18 protein-coding genes are annotated in these 16,796 nt (G+C 56.5%); 7 read left to right on the top strand and 11 right to left on the bottom strand.

Features of this window, described 5'->3' with window-relative positions; genetic code table 11:
* Positions 1-95: 95 nt before the first annotated feature.
* The gene (gene punC / locus IM271_RS02340; RefSeq protein WP_193052114.1) at positions 96-1,286 is read right to left on the bottom strand and encodes a purine nucleoside transporter PunC; all 1,191 of its coding nucleotides are present in this window, start codon (positions 1,284-1,286) and stop codon (positions 96-98) included.
* Between the two features lie 114 nt (positions 1,287-1,400).
* On the opposite strand from punC, the gene punR reads away from it, so the two are divergent.
* Positions 1,401-2,312, top strand: a complete 912-nt coding sequence (punR, locus tag IM271_RS02335) for a DNA-binding transcriptional activator PunR (RefSeq protein ID WP_028012890.1) — start codon at positions 1,401-1,403, stop codon at positions 2,310-2,312.
* Positions 2,313-2,329: 17 nt separating this feature from the next.
* Here the strand turns inward: punR and purR are convergent, their stop codons facing one another.
* Positions 2,330-3,355 carry an HTH-type transcriptional repressor PurR gene (gene purR / locus IM271_RS02330; protein ID WP_008500597.1) on the bottom strand — a complete coding sequence of 342 codons (1,026 nt, stop codon included), beginning with the start codon at positions 3,353-3,355 and terminating at the stop codon, positions 2,330-2,332.
* A gap of 297 nt (positions 3,356-3,652) precedes the next feature.
* On the opposite strand from purR, the gene IM271_RS02325 reads away from it, so the two are divergent.
* Positions 3,653-3,742, top strand: a complete 90-nt coding sequence (locus tag IM271_RS02325) for a YnhF family membrane protein (protein ID WP_020688313.1) — start codon at positions 3,653-3,655, stop codon at positions 3,740-3,742.
* Positions 3,743-3,905: 163 nt separating this feature from the next.
* The gene (locus IM271_RS02320) at positions 3,906-5,072 is read left to right on the top strand and encodes an MFS transporter (RefSeq protein WP_193052113.1); all 1,167 of its coding nucleotides are present in this window, start codon (positions 3,906-3,908) and stop codon (positions 5,070-5,072) included.
* A gap of 37 nt (positions 5,073-5,109) precedes the next feature.
* On the opposite strand, the gene sodB is transcribed toward IM271_RS02320, so the two are convergent.
* The gene (sodB, locus tag IM271_RS02315; protein ID WP_063438362.1) at positions 5,110-5,691 is read right to left on the bottom strand and encodes a superoxide dismutase [Fe]; all 582 of its coding nucleotides are present in this window, start codon (positions 5,689-5,691) and stop codon (positions 5,110-5,112) included.
* A 122-nt stretch (positions 5,692-5,813) separates the two neighbouring features.
* Entirely contained in the window at positions 5,814-6,587 is a 774-nt protein-coding gene (locus tag IM271_RS02310) for a C40 family peptidase (protein WP_028012893.1), read from the bottom strand.
* Positions 6,588-6,925: 338 nt separating this feature from the next.
* Here IM271_RS02310 and grxD point away from each other — a divergent pair, with 338 nt between their 5' ends.
* Complete coding sequence (grxD, locus tag IM271_RS02305) at positions 6,926-7,273, top strand: monothiol glutaredoxin 4 (protein ID WP_003832760.1); 348 nt, start codon at positions 6,926-6,928, stop codon at positions 7,271-7,273.
* 44 nt (positions 7,274-7,317) lie between these two features.
* Here grxD and rnt read toward each other — a convergent pair whose 3' ends face one another.
* The 5 genes from rnt to eptA form a co-directional block, all read right to left on the bottom strand.
* Positions 7,318-7,968, bottom strand: coding sequence for a ribonuclease T (rnt, locus tag IM271_RS02300; protein ID WP_028012894.1), 651 nt, complete (start codon positions 7,966-7,968; stop codon positions 7,318-7,320).
* Between the two features lie 95 nt (positions 7,969-8,063).
* Entirely contained in the window at positions 8,064-8,471 is a 408-nt protein-coding gene (gloA, locus tag IM271_RS02295) for a lactoylglutathione lyase (RefSeq protein ID WP_013096923.1), read from the bottom strand.
* A gap of 100 nt (positions 8,472-8,571) precedes the next feature.
* Positions 8,572-9,669: an alkene reductase gene (locus IM271_RS02290; protein WP_028012895.1), complete on the bottom strand. Its 1,098-nt coding sequence runs from the start codon at positions 9,667-9,669 to the stop codon at positions 8,572-8,574.
* Positions 9,670-9,722: 53 nt separating this feature from the next.
* On the bottom strand, positions 9,723-10,322 hold the full coding sequence (locus IM271_RS02285; protein WP_047368408.1) for a TetR/AcrR family transcriptional regulator: 600 nt from the start codon (positions 10,320-10,322) through the stop codon (positions 9,723-9,725).
* A gap of 26 nt (positions 10,323-10,348) precedes the next feature.
* Positions 10,349-11,989, bottom strand: a complete 1,641-nt coding sequence (eptA, locus tag IM271_RS02280) for a phosphoethanolamine transferase EptA (protein WP_193052112.1) — start codon at positions 11,987-11,989, stop codon at positions 10,349-10,351.
* Positions 11,990-12,138: 149 nt separating this feature from the next.
* On the opposite strand from eptA, the gene IM271_RS02275 reads away from it, so the two are divergent.
* From IM271_RS02275 to sodC, 3 genes are all read left to right on the top strand, one after another.
* A complete protein-coding gene (locus IM271_RS02275) occupies positions 12,139-12,378 on the top strand; it encodes a DUF1289 domain-containing protein (protein ID WP_028012898.1) in 240 nt (79 codons plus the stop codon).
* Positions 12,379-12,426: 48 nt separating this feature from the next.
* A complete protein-coding gene (locus tag IM271_RS02270) occupies positions 12,427-13,323 on the top strand; it encodes an aldo/keto reductase family oxidoreductase (protein ID WP_193052111.1) in 897 nt (298 codons plus the stop codon).
* Between the two features lie 80 nt (positions 13,324-13,403).
* Complete coding sequence (sodC, locus tag IM271_RS02265; protein ID WP_028012900.1) at positions 13,404-13,922, top strand: superoxide dismutase [Cu-Zn] SodC; 519 nt, start codon at positions 13,404-13,406, stop codon at positions 13,920-13,922.
* Here sodC and IM271_RS02260 read toward each other — a convergent pair.
* The gene (locus tag IM271_RS02260; RefSeq protein WP_193052110.1) at positions 13,901-15,934 is read right to left on the bottom strand and encodes an FUSC family protein; all 2,034 of its coding nucleotides are present in this window, start codon (positions 15,932-15,934) and stop codon (positions 13,901-13,903) included. The genes sodC and IM271_RS02260 overlap by 22 nt on opposite strands.
* Positions 15,934-16,794: an HlyD family secretion protein gene (locus tag IM271_RS02255; protein WP_063438365.1), complete on the bottom strand. Its 861-nt coding sequence runs from the start codon at positions 16,792-16,794 to the stop codon at positions 15,934-15,936. The genes IM271_RS02260 and IM271_RS02255 overlap by 1 nt, the downstream gene beginning before the upstream one ends.
* Positions 16,795-16,796 lie beyond the last annotated feature (2 nt).

Here is a 16,796-nt window from a genome sequence, read left to right as displayed (position 1 = left end):
TCGAACCAAATTTAGTATAGGCCTCAAAATTTGGTGATTCAATAGAAAATTCTTAGCAACCTAATCACTGAAAATTAACATAGTTTCTGGCGCGATTAGGCATGCGAGGTTTCTACCTGCGTGCTCTCATCCTGCGCGGAGGCCTGCATGCGATAACCCAACGCCACCAGCGCAACGGTAGCCAGCATCACGCTGGTCGTCGTCACCAGCGGCGTGGCAATCAGCGCGGAGACCACCAGGCTTGCCAGGAAGCACAGCCCCAGCTGCAGGGTGTTCTGCAGCGCAGCCGCGCGGCCTGTCGCCTGCGGGAATGGACGTAGCGCCTGCGCCACAACGATAGGGTAGATCGCCCCGTTCGCGATGGCCATCACGCAGAATGGAATCAATATTTCGGCCAGACCCGCGCCCGGAATAAAGCCAACGGCCCAGGTGCCGATGACGCTCAGCGCATAGAGCACCAGCAGCCAGGGCAGCATCTGCTGGCCTTCCCATTTTTGCAGCGCCGCGCGGCAGCCGTATCCGCCCACCAGGAACGCGATGGTCTGCGGAACGTAGCTCAGGCCAATGGCCGCCGGGCTATAGCCCATATCGTGCAGAATAAACGGCGAGCCGGTCAGCCACGCGAAGAAGCTCGCTGAGCAGGCGGCATAGATCAGAACGTTGCCGCGATACGCTTTCGCGCTCAGCAGGGAGGTGAAGGTAATCGGCTTCGCGTCTGCGTGCGCCTCTTTTTTATGCGCGGGCCTGAGGGCGAACGCCGGCAGCATCAGCACCAGCGTGATGGCAAACAGCGTGGCAAAGATGGCCTGCCAGTCAAAGTGCGCGAGGAGCCAGCTGCCCAGCAGCGGGGCGAGGGCCGGTGAGAGCCCCACCAGCGGCATAATGGTGGCGAAAATACGGTTAGTGCGGTTCACGGGGTAGTAGTCGGTGACCAGCGCCTGCCAGGTCACGGCTGCGGCGCAGACGCCGACCGCCTGAACAAACCGCAGCACCAGCAGCCAGGTAGCATCGCGCACCCATAGCATCCCCAGGCAGCCCACGGCAAAAATGGCCAGCCCCAGCAGCAGCACCGGTTTACGACCGAAGCGATCCGAGAGCGGTCCCCAGAGCAGCTGTGCGAAAGCAAAACCGGCAAGGAACAGGCTCAGGCTGGCGCTGATGGCCGCGGCAGGAGTTTGCAGGTCTTCCTGCATCGCGGCAAACGCCGGCAGGTACATGTCGGTGGCCAAAAAGCCCAGCACGCTTAAGCCGCCGAGCCAGACTAAAAATCCTTTCCTGGGTTGCATTCTTTTATTCTCCTGAGGAGGCAGGTGTACGTTGGCGCAGAGTGTAGGGAGTGCAAAGCGGCTTGTGAAACGCTAATATTTGGCGGGTGCATTCAAATTATTTGCAGGCAGAAAATGTGGTCAGATTATTCTCTTGAAGTGGTCGATGCTGTCGCGCGTAACGGCAGCTTTAGCGGAGCGGCGCAGGAGTTGCACCGCGTCCCTTCGGCCATCAGCTATACGGTGCGACAGCTTGAGGAGTGGCTGGCGGTACCGCTGTTTGAACGGCGGCATCGTGATGTGGAATTAACGCCCGCAGGGGCGTGGTTTTTAAAGGAAGGGCGTTCTGTTATCAAAAAAATGCAGATCACCCGCGAGCAGTGCCAGCAGATCGCGAACGGCTGGCGGGGGCACCTTTCCATTGCGGTGGATAACATCGTTAAGCCCGAGCGCACCCGGCAGATGATTGTCGATTTTTATCGACATTTCTCTGACGTAGAACTGCGGGTCTCGCAGGAGGTGTTCAACGGCGTCTGGGATGCGCTGGCGGACGGCAGGGTAGAGATGGCGATTGGCGCGACCCAGGCGATCCCGGTCGGGGGACGTTACGCCTTTCGCGATATGGGGATGCTGAGCTGGAAATGCGTGGTGGCAAGCGATCATCCGCTGGCGGCGACCGAAGGGCCGCTGAGCGACGATACGCTGCGGAGCTGGCCGTCGCTGGTGCTGGAGGATACCTCCCGCTCGCTGCCGAAGCGAATTACCTGGCTGCTGGACAACCAGCGGCGGGTTGTCGCCCCTGACTGGGGATCGTCGGCGACGTGCCTCAGCGCCGGGCTCTGCGTAGGCATGGTGCCCGCCCATTTTGCACGTCCGCGAATCGACACCGGTGAGTGGGTTGAGCTAACGCTGGAGAATCCGTTCCCGGATGCGGCCTGCTGCCTCACCTGGCAACAAAATGATGTCTCGCCGGCGATGGCCTGGCTGCTGGACTATCTGGGGGACAGTGAAACGCTTAACCGGGAGTGGCTGCGGGAGCCAGACTGACTGGCTCCGCAATGAAATTAACGACGGTAGTCGCGGAACGGGCCATCCGCAACGGAACGGCGTTCGATGAGGCGAGGGTGAACTTCAATGGACTGCGACTCTTCACGTTTGTTGACGATCCTGTCCAGCAGCATATTGAAGGCCGTTTCACCCAGTGAATCTTTCGGCTGGTGAATGGTGGTCAACGCTGGCGTGAAGAAGCGCGCGTTGCGCACGTTGTCATACCCGATCACGGAGATGTCCTGCGGTACGCGCAGACCCAGCTCGTCGGCCGCACAGAGGGCGCCCATCGCCATGATATCGCCCCCGCAGAAGACGGCGGTTGGACGGTGAGGCTGGGAGACGATCTGCTGCATCGCGCGGTAGCCTGATTCCGGCTCAAAGTCGCCCTGCACGATCCAGTTTTCCGGCACGGTGATTAGCGCTTCTTCCATCGCTTTCATAAAACCAGCCAGGCGGCCCGCGCCGGTGTTGCGTTCCAGCGGACCCGGGATCACGCCAATCTCGCGGTGGCCGCGTTCGATCAGATAACGGCCCGCCATGTAACCGCCTTCAAAGGCGTTATCGATAACGGAGTCGGTGAAGTCGGCGCGCGCTTCGCCCCAGTCCATCACCACCATAGGGATATGGCGATACTCTTCCAGCATCGACAGCACGGATTCCGGGTACTCTGAACACATCACCAGCAGGCCGTCCACGCGCTTTTGCGCCATCATCGACAGGTAGGCGCGCTGTTTTTCAATGCTGTTCCAGGCGTTGCCGAGAATCAGGGTATAGCCTTTCTGGAAGCAGTTTTTTTCTACCGCTTCGATGATCTCGGCAAAATAGGCCGCTTCGCTGCTGGTCGCCAGCAGACCAATAGACTTGGTGTGATTAACCTTGAGGCTGCGCGCAACCGCGCTTGGCGAGTAGTGCAGCTCTTTGATCGCTGCCCAGACGGCGTTGCGCGTCTCTTCCGCCACAAAACGGGTTTTGTTAATTACATGTGATACGGTTGTAGTGGAAACGTTTGCGCGTTTTGCTACGTCTTTAATTGTTGCCATTAAATGTCACTCCAGACCATATCCTAAACTCCTGAAAAACTTGAAGGTAAACGTTTGCCTTCTCTCACCCTTATCACGCAATTTTGAATTGCGGCACGCCGGGAAAACGACACGGGACGTCAGGAGGGGGTCAATGGCCGGTACGCTAATAAATTTAGCGTGGAATTTTGGCCTATCTTGATGAAAAGGGGAAGAGGTAAAGTGTTTATCAGCTTAAATCCAGGAAGATTTTTGACGTAAACTGTGCAAAAATGAGCAAGCTCACTTTTCGTGGGGGGATTAAAAGGAGAAAAATTGATGAGTTCCGATCTGAAGTTTTCGCTGTTCACCACCGTTATTGTGCTGGCGCTGATTGTGGCGGCTGGCCTGACGGCTGCGCTGCATTGATTTACGCGGGGGGAGAGCCTTCTCCCTCCCGAACGCTCCGATTGTTACTTCTCTGGCAAAAATCTTTTGCCATTTTGTTAACTTCTCATTTTTTGTGATTGATGTCATGCTTTCCGCTTCTTTGTTCTGTGTCACCACATGACACGGCATCCGGAGTTGACGCATGAAAATTAATTTTCCCCTGCTGGCCCTGGCGATTGGCGCTTTTGGGATTGGCACCACTGAATTCTCCCCGATGGGGTTACTGCCCGTTATCGCCCGGGGCGTGGACGTCTCGATCCCGGCCGCCGGGATGTTAATCAGCGCCTACGCCATCGGCGTGATGGTGGGGGCGCCGCTGATGACGCTTCTGCTTTCGCACCGTGCGCGCCGCAATGCGCTGATTTTCCTGATGGCGATTTTCACCCTGGGCAACGTGCTTTCGGCCATTTCGCCGGATTACACCACTCTGATGCTGTCGCGCATTCTGACCAGCCTCAACCACGGTGCCTTCTTTGGTCTGGGCTCGGTCGTGGCCGCAAGCGTGGTGCCAAAACACAAGCAGGCCAGCGCCGTGGCCACCATGTTTATGGGGCTGACCATCGCTAACATCGGCGGTGTTCCCGCGGCAACCTGGCTGGGTGAGGTCATTGGCTGGCGGATGTCCTTCCTGGCGACGGCCGGACTGGGCGTGGTCGCGATGTTGGCGCTGTTCTTCTCCCTGCCAAAAGGCAGCGCGGGTGAACGCCCTGACGTACGCAGAGAGCTGTCGGTGCTGGTGCGCCCGCAGGTGCTCTCCGCGCTGCTTACCACCGTGCTCGGGGCAGGGGCGATGTTTACCCTCTATACCTATATCTCGCCGGTCTTACACGACATTACCCACGCAACGCCACTCTTTGTTACCGCGATGCTGGTGCTGATTGGCGTGGGCTTCTCGATTGGCAACTATCTCGGCGGGAAATTTGCCGACCGTTCCGTGAGCGGCACGCTGAAGGGCTTTTTAACCCTGCTGATTGTCATTATGGTCGCGATCCCGTGGCTGGCGCAGAATGAATTCGGCGCGGCGATTGCGATGGTTGTCTGGGGCGCTGCCACCTTTGCCGTGGTGCCGCCGCTGCAGATGCGCGTGATGCGTGTCGCCCATGAGGCGCCGGGTCTCTCGTCTTCCGTGAATATCGGGGCATTCAATCTCGGCAATGCGCTGGGCGCCGCCGCCGGAGGCGCCGTGATTTCAGGCGGTCTGGGGTACAGTTTTGTGCCGGTGATGGGGGCGATTATTGCCGCGCTCGGCCTGCTGCTGGTGATGATGTCCGGCCGTAAACAGCCTGAAGCGGTTTGCACGGCTGAATAAGCAAAAACGCAGAAGGGTTACCCCTTCTGCGTGTCTCTTACGCGGCGAAGTTCTTCGCGACAAAGTCCCAGTTAACCAGAGCCCAGAAGTGCTCCAGGTAGTTCGGGCGCGCATTGCGGTAATCAATGTAGTAAGCATGTTCCCACACGTCCACGGTCATCAGCGGCGTAGCGCTGGTGGTCAGCGGGGTGCCCGCGTTAGACGTGGACACGATAGCCAGTTTGCCATCCGCCTCTTTTACCAGCCACGTCCAGCCAGAACCGAAGTTCTTGATGGCGGCATCGGTAAACTTCGCTTTAAACTCTGCAAAGCTGCCAAAGGCGGTGTTGATGGCGGCTGCCAGTTCACCGGCAGGTTCGCCACCGGCATTCGGCGCCAGGCAGTGCCAGTAGAAAGTGTGGTTCCACACCTGAGCCGCGTTGTTAAAAACGCCACCCTCTGAGCTGCGAACGATCTCTTCCAGCGTTTTGCCTTCAAAATCGGTGCCCTTGATGAGGTTGTTCAGGTTAGTGACGTACGTCTGATGATGCTTGCCGTAGTGGTATTCCAGGGTTTCCGCAGAAATGTGCGGTGCCAGGGCGTCTTTTGCATACGGTAGTGCAGGTAATTCGAACGACATTGCTTCTCTCCTTATTGTATTTTGTGTTGCCAATAACCCTACAGACAACAAGGACAGGATAGCAAATTGAAAGGGTATGCAAAAGAGGAACTTACCCTGCCGCAGATGCGGCAGGGCAGGGATTAACGAATGGTTTTTGGCGTCATGACGCGACGCGCGCCGACGTAATGACGTACCCAGTAATCTTCGCTGAGCGAGGTGATTTGAATGTCCTGACCGCTGCGCGGAGACTGGATGAATTTCCCGTTGCCGACGTAGACGCCCACGTGGTCAGCCGTACCGCGACCCTGCGTGCGGAAGAAGACCAGGTCGCCGTTTTCCAGCTCACCCCGGTTAACCGGTGACGCATCGCGCAGGTGATACATCTCATTGGCGGTACGTGGAATACGGAATTTAACCAGATCTTTATAGGCGTAATAGACGAGGCCGCTGCAGTCGAAACCGGTACGCGGCGAACTGCCGCCCCAACGATAAGGTTTGCCAATCTGCCCCATCAGTTTATTCATCGCGGTTTTTTGCGCTTTTTGCACACGCACTTTATGCACATCCGCCAGCTTTGTTACCTTCGTGCATTTTGCTTTATGGCCTTTACGGGTAATGCATTTTTCTGTAACGAGGTTAGCGGCGGTCTGCGAAGCTTTATTTTTGGCGGTGCGGGTAGTGCGGGAAGATTTTGTTTTCGTCTTGCTGGAAGCGGTTTGTTTAGTCTGAGCGGTAGTTTTTTTCTTGTCGTTCTTGCTGCTGGTTTTTTTCTTACGTTCTGTGGCTTTCACCAGATGGCTTTTTTGTACAGCAGATTGCCGCGCCTGCTGAGAGGCGTTTGCCGCTGGCGTTAACGTGAGTGATGTAAACAGTAAAGCACAGAGCGTGATCGAGATTTTAGTTATCCGCGCCACTGGGCAGTCCCCTGATATATGCAGGTCATCAATAATACCCGCGTGTGATTTACAAAGCCCGTCGATTCTAATCCATAAAAACCCGAGAAGTTAATAGCATTTTTCAATCTAAAAACGTGTTTCGTTAGCAAGTGCAAAAAAATTCATCGTTCTGACGCACAATTGTTCACTCCCTAAGCAAAACCCTGACGGGCGAAGGGGTAAACACCATTTGCAATGCAACTTTTGTGGAGTCGGGGTAAAATATATAAACGTGACGAAAATGTTATTTTCCGATGCCAGCCTGACCCGCTACAATGTCAGACTATTGCCGTAACAGAAGTTAAAGGAAGCAAGACATGAGCACCACTATTGAAAAAATCCAGCGCCAGATCGCTGAAAACCCGATTCTGCTGTATATGAAAGGTTCTCCGAAGCTGCCAAGCTGCGGCTTCTCCGCGCAAGCGGTTCAGGCGCTGTCAGCCTGTGGTGAGCGTTTTGCTTACGTTGATATCCTGCAGAACCCGGACATCCGCGCTGAGCTGCCAAAATACGCTAACTGGCCGACCTTCCCGCAGCTGTGGGTAGACGGCGAGCTGGTGGGCGGCTGCGATATCCTGATTGAGATGTATCAGCGTGGCGAACTGCAGCAGCTGATCAAAGAGACGGCGGCGAAGTACAAAACGGAAGAGCCGGACGCTGAATAATTTTCTGCGTTAATAAAAAAGCGACCTGAAGAGGTCGCTTTTTTTTATTCTTCACTGTCGCCCATCGGCAGCGGCCAGCCGCCCAGACGCTTCCAGCGGTTGACGATCTCACAGAACAGCTCTGCGGTGCGCTCCGTATCGTATAAGGCGGAGTGCGCCTGGGTACCGTCAAACGGTATACCCGCCGTAATGCAGGCTTTGGATAAAACCGTTTGTCCCAGCGCCAGGCCGCTTAGCGCGGCGGTGTCGAAGGTCACGAACGGGTGGAAAGGGTTGCGTTTGAGCGACGCGCGTTCGGCTGCGGCCATGGTAAAGCTGTGATCGAAGGTGGCGTTATGGGCTACCATGATGGCGCGGCTGCAGTTGCTCTCTTTCATGCCTTTACGCACCATTTTAAATATGGCGTGCAGCGCATCATATTCACTGACTGCACCACGCAGCGGGTTATGCGGATCGATACCGTTAAACGCCAGCGCCTCCGGCTGTAAGTTTGCCCCTTCGAAAGGTTCAATGTGGAAATGCAGCGTGGTGTCCGGTGTAAGCCAGCCCTGTTCATCCATCTTCAGCGTGATGGCGGCAATTTCGAGCAGCGCATCGGTTTTAGCGTTAAATCCGGCTGTTTCTACATCAATGACAACGGGATAAAAACCACGAAAACGGTCGCACAGACCGCTAAATTGAGCGTTATCGGACATCAGGGTCTCTTACAAGGGGAAAAAGCAGTGCGCATTATGGCAAATTTTGCAGGGTGATGCAGTAAAACTACGGGCGCATGTTGCGCCCTGAAGGATCAGTTGCCCAGACCGCGACCCGCGTCTTTGGCTTCAATCAGCTCGATCTTGTAACCGTCCGGATCTTCTACAAAGGCAATAACGGTGGTGCCGCCTTTTACCGGGCCGGCTTCGCGCGTGACGTTACCGCCGTTGCTGCGAATGCGTTCACACGCCTCGGCCGCGTTATCCACTTCCAGCGCGATATGGCCGTAGGCGGTGCCCAGCTCATAGCTGTCCACGCCCCAGTTGTAGGTCAGTTCAATGACCGCTTCATCCGTTTCCGGGCCGTAACCCACGAACGCCAGCGAGTATTTATATTCCGGGTTTTCGCTGGTGCGCAGCAGCTTCATGCCCAGGACGTTAGTGTAGAAATCGATAGAACGTTGCAGATCGCCAACGCGCAGCATGGTGTGAAGTAGGCGCATAATTTCCTCATTAACCAATGGAATAGACTATTTTTTTGAACAGAAACGATGTTTTAGTATAGCGGCGAAGTGTCGCCGCTATCAATGAACAATGGCGAGATTACAGAGAAGGGTAGTCGGTGTAGCCTTCCGCGCCGCCGCCGTAGAAGCTCTCAGGACGTTGCGGGTTCAGGGCCGCTTTCTGCTGCAGTCGAGCAACCAGATCCGGGTTGGCAATATAGTCGCGGCCAAACGCCACGGCGTCGATCAGCCCTTTATTAATCAGATCTTCGGCTTTCTCAGGGGTATAAGCACCCGCACCGATGATCACCCCGTGGAAGCGCTCGCGCACTTTCTGACGGAAGGCTTCCGTATAAGGCTTACCGCCGGCCCAGTCCGGCTCGGACATGTGCAGATAGGCAATGCCGCGCTTCGCCAGCTCTTCAATCAGATACAGCGCGTCCGCTTCTTCATTCGGACCGTTGTCGACGTTCTGGAACGTACCGATTGGGGAGACGCGGATACCGATACGGTCCGGGCTCCACTCCTGACAAACGGCGTCAACCACTTCCAGCACCAGGCGGGCGCGGTTTTCGACGCTGCCGCCGTACTGGTCGGTGCGATGGTTAGACGACGGTGACAGGAACTGGTGCAGCAGGTAACCGTGCGCGGAGTGCAGTTCAACCAGGTCAAAACCGGCTTCGCGGGCGTTGGCCACGGCCTGACGGAAATCGTTCACGATACCCGGGATCTCATCCAGCTCCAGCGCGCGTGGCGTAGAGGTGTCGACGCGGATCGCGTTGCCGTTTTCATCGCGCAGGGAGGTGCGGGTGTTCGCGTTCAGGGCAGACGCTGAAACCGGCGCCTGACCGCCAGGCTGAATGCTGCTGTGGGAGATACGACCGGTATGCCACAGCTGGACCGCAATGCGACCGTCTTCAGCGTGAACGCCCGCGGTGATTTTCTGCCATGCGGCGATCTGCTCCGGGCTGTGCAGCCCCGGCGCACCCGCATATCCCTTGGCCTGAGCAGAAATCTGCGTGGCTTCAGTGATGATCAGGCCAGAGCTGGCGCGCTGGCGATAGTATTCACCCATCAGTGGGGTTGGGATATCACCCGGCTCAATGCTGCGCAGACGGGTAAGCGGAGCCATAAACACGCGGTTTGGCGCGGTGACGGCACCCACTTTTAAGGGGGTAAATAATTTTTCAGCTGACATAACGACTCCTGAGTAGACCAGTCGACTAGTAATAACGTAAATAAAAACGCCTGCTAAGCGCCAGGCGCAGTAATCGTACTTATCACATGTGCCAGCGCGCTTTCGAGCGGCACGGCACTGCGAGAAATTTTAGCCTGCAGGTTGGCGCCTAACCAGAGGGAGTAGAGCACCTGAGCCTGCGTTAAGGGATCCCCGGGGAAGGCGAGCGTATTTTCTTCGCGCCCCTTCGCCAGCGCCTGCGCCAGCAGGGCGATAACGCCGCTGGCGCCTTTATCCATTGCCGTGCGCATATCTTCTGAGAGATCGCACACTTCGGCAGAGAGTTTAACCGTCAGGCATCCGCTGATAATGCCCTGCTGACAGAACTGGTTCAGCGTTTCCTGGTAGTAGTTCAGAACACGATCCCGATAGTTACCTTCCCCCGTGGCGAAGTGGGTCGCGAGGCGCTGGTGGTAAGCAGCATAGTGCCGCTCCAGCATCGCCACGCCAAAGGCCTCTTTGGACCGAAAGTAGTGATAAAACGACCCTTTCGGTACCTCAGCGGTTTTTAATAGCTCGCTCAACCCCATACCGGTGAAGCCGCGGTGCATGCACAGCCGCTCGCCGGTCGCCAGGAGATGTTCGCGCGTGTCGTGTTCAGTATTTCTGCTCATGGATTCACTCTAATAGACCGTTCGGTCTAATGCAAGCGCTGTTGCCGGCGACACGCATTCAGAATGTCCAGCTGTTGCTGATAAACGCTTGATTTAACGTCCATCATGCCCAGCACCGTCGAGAATAAATTGTCCTGCGAAACCGCATTTTTTGCTGCGTGGTCGCGTAAACACTGCGCGTTGATGCCAAAGTTTTTCGCATAGTCCGGGGACAGCCAGAACATAAACGGAATGTGCGTCTGCTGCTCCGGCGCCAGCATGTACGGCGTGCCGTGCAGATAAATACCGCTTTCACCGAGCGATTCCCCGTGATCCGAGAGGTAAATCAGCGCGGTGTTCATGTTCGCCTGACGGGCTTTCAGCGCATCAATGGTTTTGCTGACCATGCTGTCGGTATACAGGATGGTATTGTCATAGGTGTTCATCAGCGCCTGATGGTCGCAATCCTGAATTTCGTTGGTGTCGCAGGTGGGGGTGAATTTACGGAAATTATCCGGGTAACGGCGATAGTACGCCGGGCCGTGACTGCCCATCAGGTGGATAACCAGCACCGTGTCCTGCTTCAGACCGTCCAGCACGTTGTCCAGGCGGTAGAAATTCACGTCATCAATACAGGACTGGTCTTTGCAGAACTGATTCAGCTTCCACTGCGTCATGTCGGTATGGGGAATACGATCGCAGGCACCTTTACAGCCACCGTCGTTGTCGCGCCACAGGAGGTTGATACCCGCATGGTTGAGCACGTCGAGCAGCCCTTCCTGATGGTGCGCCAGGTCGGCATCGTATTTGCTGCGCGTCATACCGGAGAACATGCACGGAACGGATACAGCGGTTTCAGTGCCGCACGAGGAGGCCTGCGGGAAGTTAATCACATCCTGCTTTTTCAGCTCGGGGTTGGTTTCACGCCCGTAGCCATTGAGGGAGTAGTTCGCCGCGCGCGACGCTTCGCCGATGACCAGCACCAGAACGGTTTTCTTCTGCTGACCCGTAATCAGCGCGCCTTTGTGCGCATCTTCGCCAATCCGCACCAGCGTTTGATCGCCGGCAAACCAGCGCATCTTGCTGTATTTCACCACGGCGCTGACGTAGTTCGCCGGAGTGACCATTTTGACGATGCTTTTGTTATTGCGGAACAGCGACGCGTAATCTTTATAAAACACTGCAGCGATAAGAATAATCACCAGCAGGGAACCGAGCATCGCGGCAACACGCGTCAGCAGGGCGTACCACCATTTGCCGGTACGAATACGGGTCAGCGCCAGCACCAGGGATGGAACAAGACCGGCTATGACAATCCACAGAATCATCTGCGGGGTCACCAGCGCGGTGGCTTCCTGGGAGTTAGTTTCGAACACGTTCACAATCATGTTCTGATCGATGACCGCGCCGTAGGTAAACATAAAGTAAGTTGCCGCAGCGCACCCGACAGTTAAGACGATCATCAGCGGCTTACGGATATACGGGATATTGAGCAGGCTAAATACTATGACCCAGCCACAAAACAGCACCACCGGTACGGATGCGGCGAAGAGAATATCGTGCAGATGCGCAGGGGCAATAATGGCCCAGCTGCGCTGGATAAACAGCCCGTTAAGCAGAGTAAAAAAGAGTGCACAGCCCAGAGTAAATTTTATGTCGTTACATTGTAACTTTTTACTTAACCACATCGATCGTAAAACCTGTCATTGTCATGATGTGGCGAGTATAAAGAGGGAAGATTAGTGAAACCTTAATGCCACAAAACTGTGGTAAAGCCCTTGCACGCGGCGCTTTTAGCGTCTTCACTGTAGGTGAGAGAGGTTAACCGGAGGTGAGTGTGGCAGAGCAACTGGAGTTTTTCCCCATCCAGAGCCCGTGCCGGGGGATTTGTCAGTCAGATGAACGTGGTTATTGCCGCGGGTGCATGCGTACCCGTGACGAGCGTTTTAACTGGCAAAACTTCAGCGACACGCAAAAGCAGGATGTGCTGCGCCTCTGCAGACAGCGACTTCTGCGCAAAATCCGCGCAAACAAAGCCTCTGAGACCGAAGAACCCCAGCAACCTTCACTGTTTTAATGCGGTAATTGCGTATACTCATGACATCACGTCCTTGAGGAAAATGTTATGGTTCAGCGTATTACCCTTGCCCCCCAGGGGCCAGAATTCTCCCGTTTTGTGATGGGCTACTGGCGCCTGATGGACTGGAATATGTCCCCCCTCCAGCTGGCAAGCTTTATTGAAGAGCATATCGATTTAGGGGTAACAACCGTCGATCATGCGGATATTTACGGTGGCTATCAGTGTGAAGCCGCCTTTGGCGAGGCGCTCAAGCTGGTTCCGGCACTCCGGGAGCGCATGGAGATCGTTACCAAATGCGGTATTGCCACCACGGCCAAACCGGAGCATGCCCTCGGCCACTACATCACCGACAGCGCCCATATCATCAAGAGCGCCGAGCAGTCGCTGGTCAATCTGGCAACCGATCGTATCGACCTGCTGCTGATTCACCGTCCGGACCCGCTCATGGATGCCGACGAGGTGGCGGAAGCCTTCCTGAGTCTGCATCAGAGCGGGAAGGTGCGTCACTTCGGCGTCTCCAACTTTACCCCGGCTCAGTTTGCCCTGCTTCAGTCTCGTCTGCCGTTTACGCTCGCCACTAACCAGGTTGAGATCTCCCCGGTGCATCAGCCGCTGCTGCTGGATGGCACGCTCGACCAGCTGCAGCAGCTGCGCATTCGCCCGATGGCCTGGTCGTGCCTCGGTGGTGGACGCCTGTTTAATGATGATGCGTTCCAGCCGCTGCGCAATGAGCTGGAAACCATCGCCCTCGAGCTGAACGCCCAGAGCATAGAGCAGGTGGTTTACGCCTGGATCCTGCGTCTGCCGTCAAAACCGCTGCCGATTATTGGCTCCGGGAAAATTGAACGCGTCCGTTCCGCGCTGGCCGCCGAAGAGCTGCAGATGACCCGCCAGCAGTGGTTCCGCATCCGCAAGGCCGCGCTGGGTTACGACGTGCCTTAAACCGCAAGAAGGTGACTTTCCGGTGAAATCTGTGCCCCTGGTATACACTTAAGGGGCAAAAAATAACCAGCGGAGGTCATATGAAGCGTTTTACTCTGGCATTGGTCACGCTGGTTGTTTGCGCAGGGGCGCAGGCAGCCAGCGACGAAGTAGAAATGAATCTCGTCACCTCACAGGGTGTGGGTCAGTCCATCGGGACGGTGAAAATCACCGAGACCGATAAAGGGCTGGAATTCGCACCCGATCTTAAAGCACTCCCGCCGGGCGAACACGGCTTCCATGTTCATGCCAAAGGGAGCTGTCAGCCAGCCATGAAAGAGGGTAAACCGTCGGCAGCGGAAGCAGCAGGGGGCCACCTCGACCCGCAGAATTCAGGAAAACATGAAGGGCCTGAAGGTATGGGACACCTGGGCGACTTGCCGGTGCTGGTGGTAAACAATGACGGTAAAGCCACGGATCCGGTCGTGGCCCCGCGGCTGAAAAAGCTGGATGAGGTTAAAGGCAAAGCGCTGATGATCCATGTGGGCGGCGATAACATGTCCGATCAGCCTAAACCGCTTGGCGGCGGCGGGGCGCGCTATGCCTGCGGCGTAATCTGATCCCCAATCGTTCCTGGCGGAGGCGCCTGTTCCAGCTGCGACAGCGAGCAGTGCAGGCGCCAGATTATCGAGGCCAAATCGCGGGCTGCGGGAAGATGATGCCGGGCAAGGGTGTCGCAGATCCGCTGCAGTTCAGCCAGTGTGGCCTCCAGAGGCCGCTGCTGAACGCCGCGCTCGCTCATCACATCGCGTAGCAGAGAGATACAAACATCACGTACCTGCGACAGCGGATCGGAGCGCGTTTCCCATGCGCGAAGCTGCCAGACCACGTGCGAGCAGTTCAACAGCACCACCCCCCAGCGCAGCAGCCAGCGTCGGGACAGCGCGTCCTGGCTGTTATTTAACTGGCTGACGTGGTGATAAACCAGCGATTCATACTCGCTTTCTTGCAGATGCGGCTTGCGGCTGAGCTGGTCGACAAACCCTCTGCGCAATTCACGGATATGTCGACGGCTTTTGCGTGCGTCAGAGCCGGGACGCAACACCGCGAAGGCCAGCCACGCCAGCCCGACGCCAAGAATCTTTGCCAGGTTGTCATTCAGAAAAGCGGCGTAATCATACACCGGCGGATTCGTCACGGAGATAAACGAGCCCATAAAGACAATCAGCTGCCCCCACAGACCCGCCAGTTTCGGCATTTGCAGCTTAAGGAGCTGCATCGTAGTTAGCAGCGGAAACAGGAACAGCAGAAACTGCCAGAGATCGCTTATCTGTACCATCAGGCCAAACTTCACCACAAAACTGAACAGTGATAGCAAAACAAGCGTTCGCAGCAGCAGCGTAAGCGAGTTAAACGGCGAGGCTGCGACGGAGTAAAGCACGCAGCTGATAGCGGCAAGCGTTAACGCCGCCGAACCTGACTCCCACTGCGTGGTAATGCTCCAAGCCCCCACCAGCATCAGTGCGCTGAAGGTGCGAAAACCGCTCCACAGCGCTTCCAGATAATCGGTGTGACGTGCGAGAGCCGGGCTGCCGGGAACGGCGAACTCCGTGACCGGGGTAGCATTCTCTACCGCCTTAATCCAGCGGCTGCTGCGCAGGTATAGCCGACAAAAGTAATTCAGCCGCTGCCAGAAGGCGCGATGGCGATAATCAAATTCATCCATCGGGGTGAGCGGGGCGATGATCTTCGCGACGGTATAGATGTCCGCATCCGGTCGCGCGAGCGCCGCGAGCAGGGTTTCGATTACCGCGCGGGTGTTTTCTGGCGGTGTCGGCCAGTTGAGCAGCATTCGGCGCAGGCTGGAGATAGCGCTGGTCATACGCAGCTGCTGGTGCAGTAAATAGTTAAGCAGCGTGTTCTGACGGCGAAAACGGTAATGGCTCCAGAACGCCTGAATTCGCAACAGATTCATGGTCAGGATCTGCCCGATAACCTTTTCATGCGCGAGGCGGATGTCATCGCTGGTATCCGGTTGCCACAGCAGGCTCGCATGTTCCAGCAGCCGGGTATGCATGGTTTTCAGCGCAGTGATAAGCGCAGTGCCGTCAGAGGTGCTGGGCAGGATCATCATCATAAATCCGCCGCAGAGGATCCCGACAATGACTTCGCAGACGCGCGCCTGTGCGATATCCCATAGCTCGGTGGTGTCGAGCACGTTGACGACCGGGAAGGCGATAATGGCGGCGGTATAGCCCGCCAGCTGGAAAGCATAGGCCACGTTATTGGTGAAATGGGCGCAGGCCCAGGTACAGCAACCCAGCCATGCCGCCATGCTCAGCAGGAACAGCCATGGATCGTTCAGCGTGTGGCCCGCAATAATTAACGCCGCGGTGGCGCCCAGCAGGCTACCTGCGATACGGCCAAGGCTTTTGCTGATCACCCCACCAACGGTGGGGAAGCTTACCACCGCCGCGGAGGTCATCGCCCAGTAGGGTTCATCCAGGTTCAGATAATAGGCAACAGTCAGCGCCAGGCACATGGCAATGCCGTTACGCAGCGCGTAGCGCCACTGGGGGCGCGTCGCTTTCATCCACGGCGTGTTTTGCCAGGAGAGCGCCTGCAGCTTCATTAACGGGTTCCGATAGAGACAGTGCAGGTGGTGCCGGAAACCAGCGTGATGTCCTCGGGTAAACGGTCAAACTCCACGCGCACAGGCACGCGTTGAGCCAGGCGCACCCACGGTACGTTCGGCTTGATGTCAGGCACCAGCCCGGAATCCGTTTCAACGCTTTGATCGTAAATGGCGCGGCCAATGCTGGACACGTGACCCTGTAACTTTTGCGAGCCACTATACAGCGTTATGGCGGCGGGTGCGCCTTCACGTATATGACGAAGCTTGGTCTCCTCGAAATAGCCCACGACGTAGAACGAGTGGCTGTCGACGAGAGCAAAAACCGGCTGACCGGCGGTGGCATAATTTCCCACCCGGGCGGAGAGGTTGGTCACCCATCCGTCGACGGGGGCGGTGACCACGGTTTGGGTTAACTCCCACTGCGCCTGCTTCAGCGTGGCCTCAGCCACGTTGACGCTTGCCTGCATGGCCTTGACGTTAATATTGGCGGTATCTAAATCTTCCGCGGAGATGTAGTTTTTCGACAGGTGACGGCGGCGATTGGCCTCATTATTGGCCTTTGCAAGGTCAGACTGGGCTTTTGCCAGCTGCGCCTGGGCGTTCAGAATCGCAATGTGATACGGGGTGTCATCGATGCGGAATAACACCTCTCCCTTTTTAACGTACTGGTTATCCTTAACCAGCAGCGTTGTGATACTTCCCGACACCTGGGGGGTGATGCTGACCTGCTCAGCGCGAACTTTGCCATCACGGGTCCAGGGGGACTGCATATAATAATTCCACAACCACCATCCAGCAGCCAGGGCGAGGACAAGAACGAACAGGGTGGAAAAGTACTTCAGCGTTTTCAGAGGCATAT

This window comes from Enterobacter cloacae complex sp. I3 (genome assembly GCF_014896175.1).
In the GTDB taxonomy this organism is placed as follows: Bacteria; Pseudomonadota; Gammaproteobacteria; order Enterobacterales; family Enterobacteriaceae; genus Enterobacter; species Enterobacter bugandensis.
This window is presented reverse-complemented; position numbering and strand designations above follow the sequence as displayed.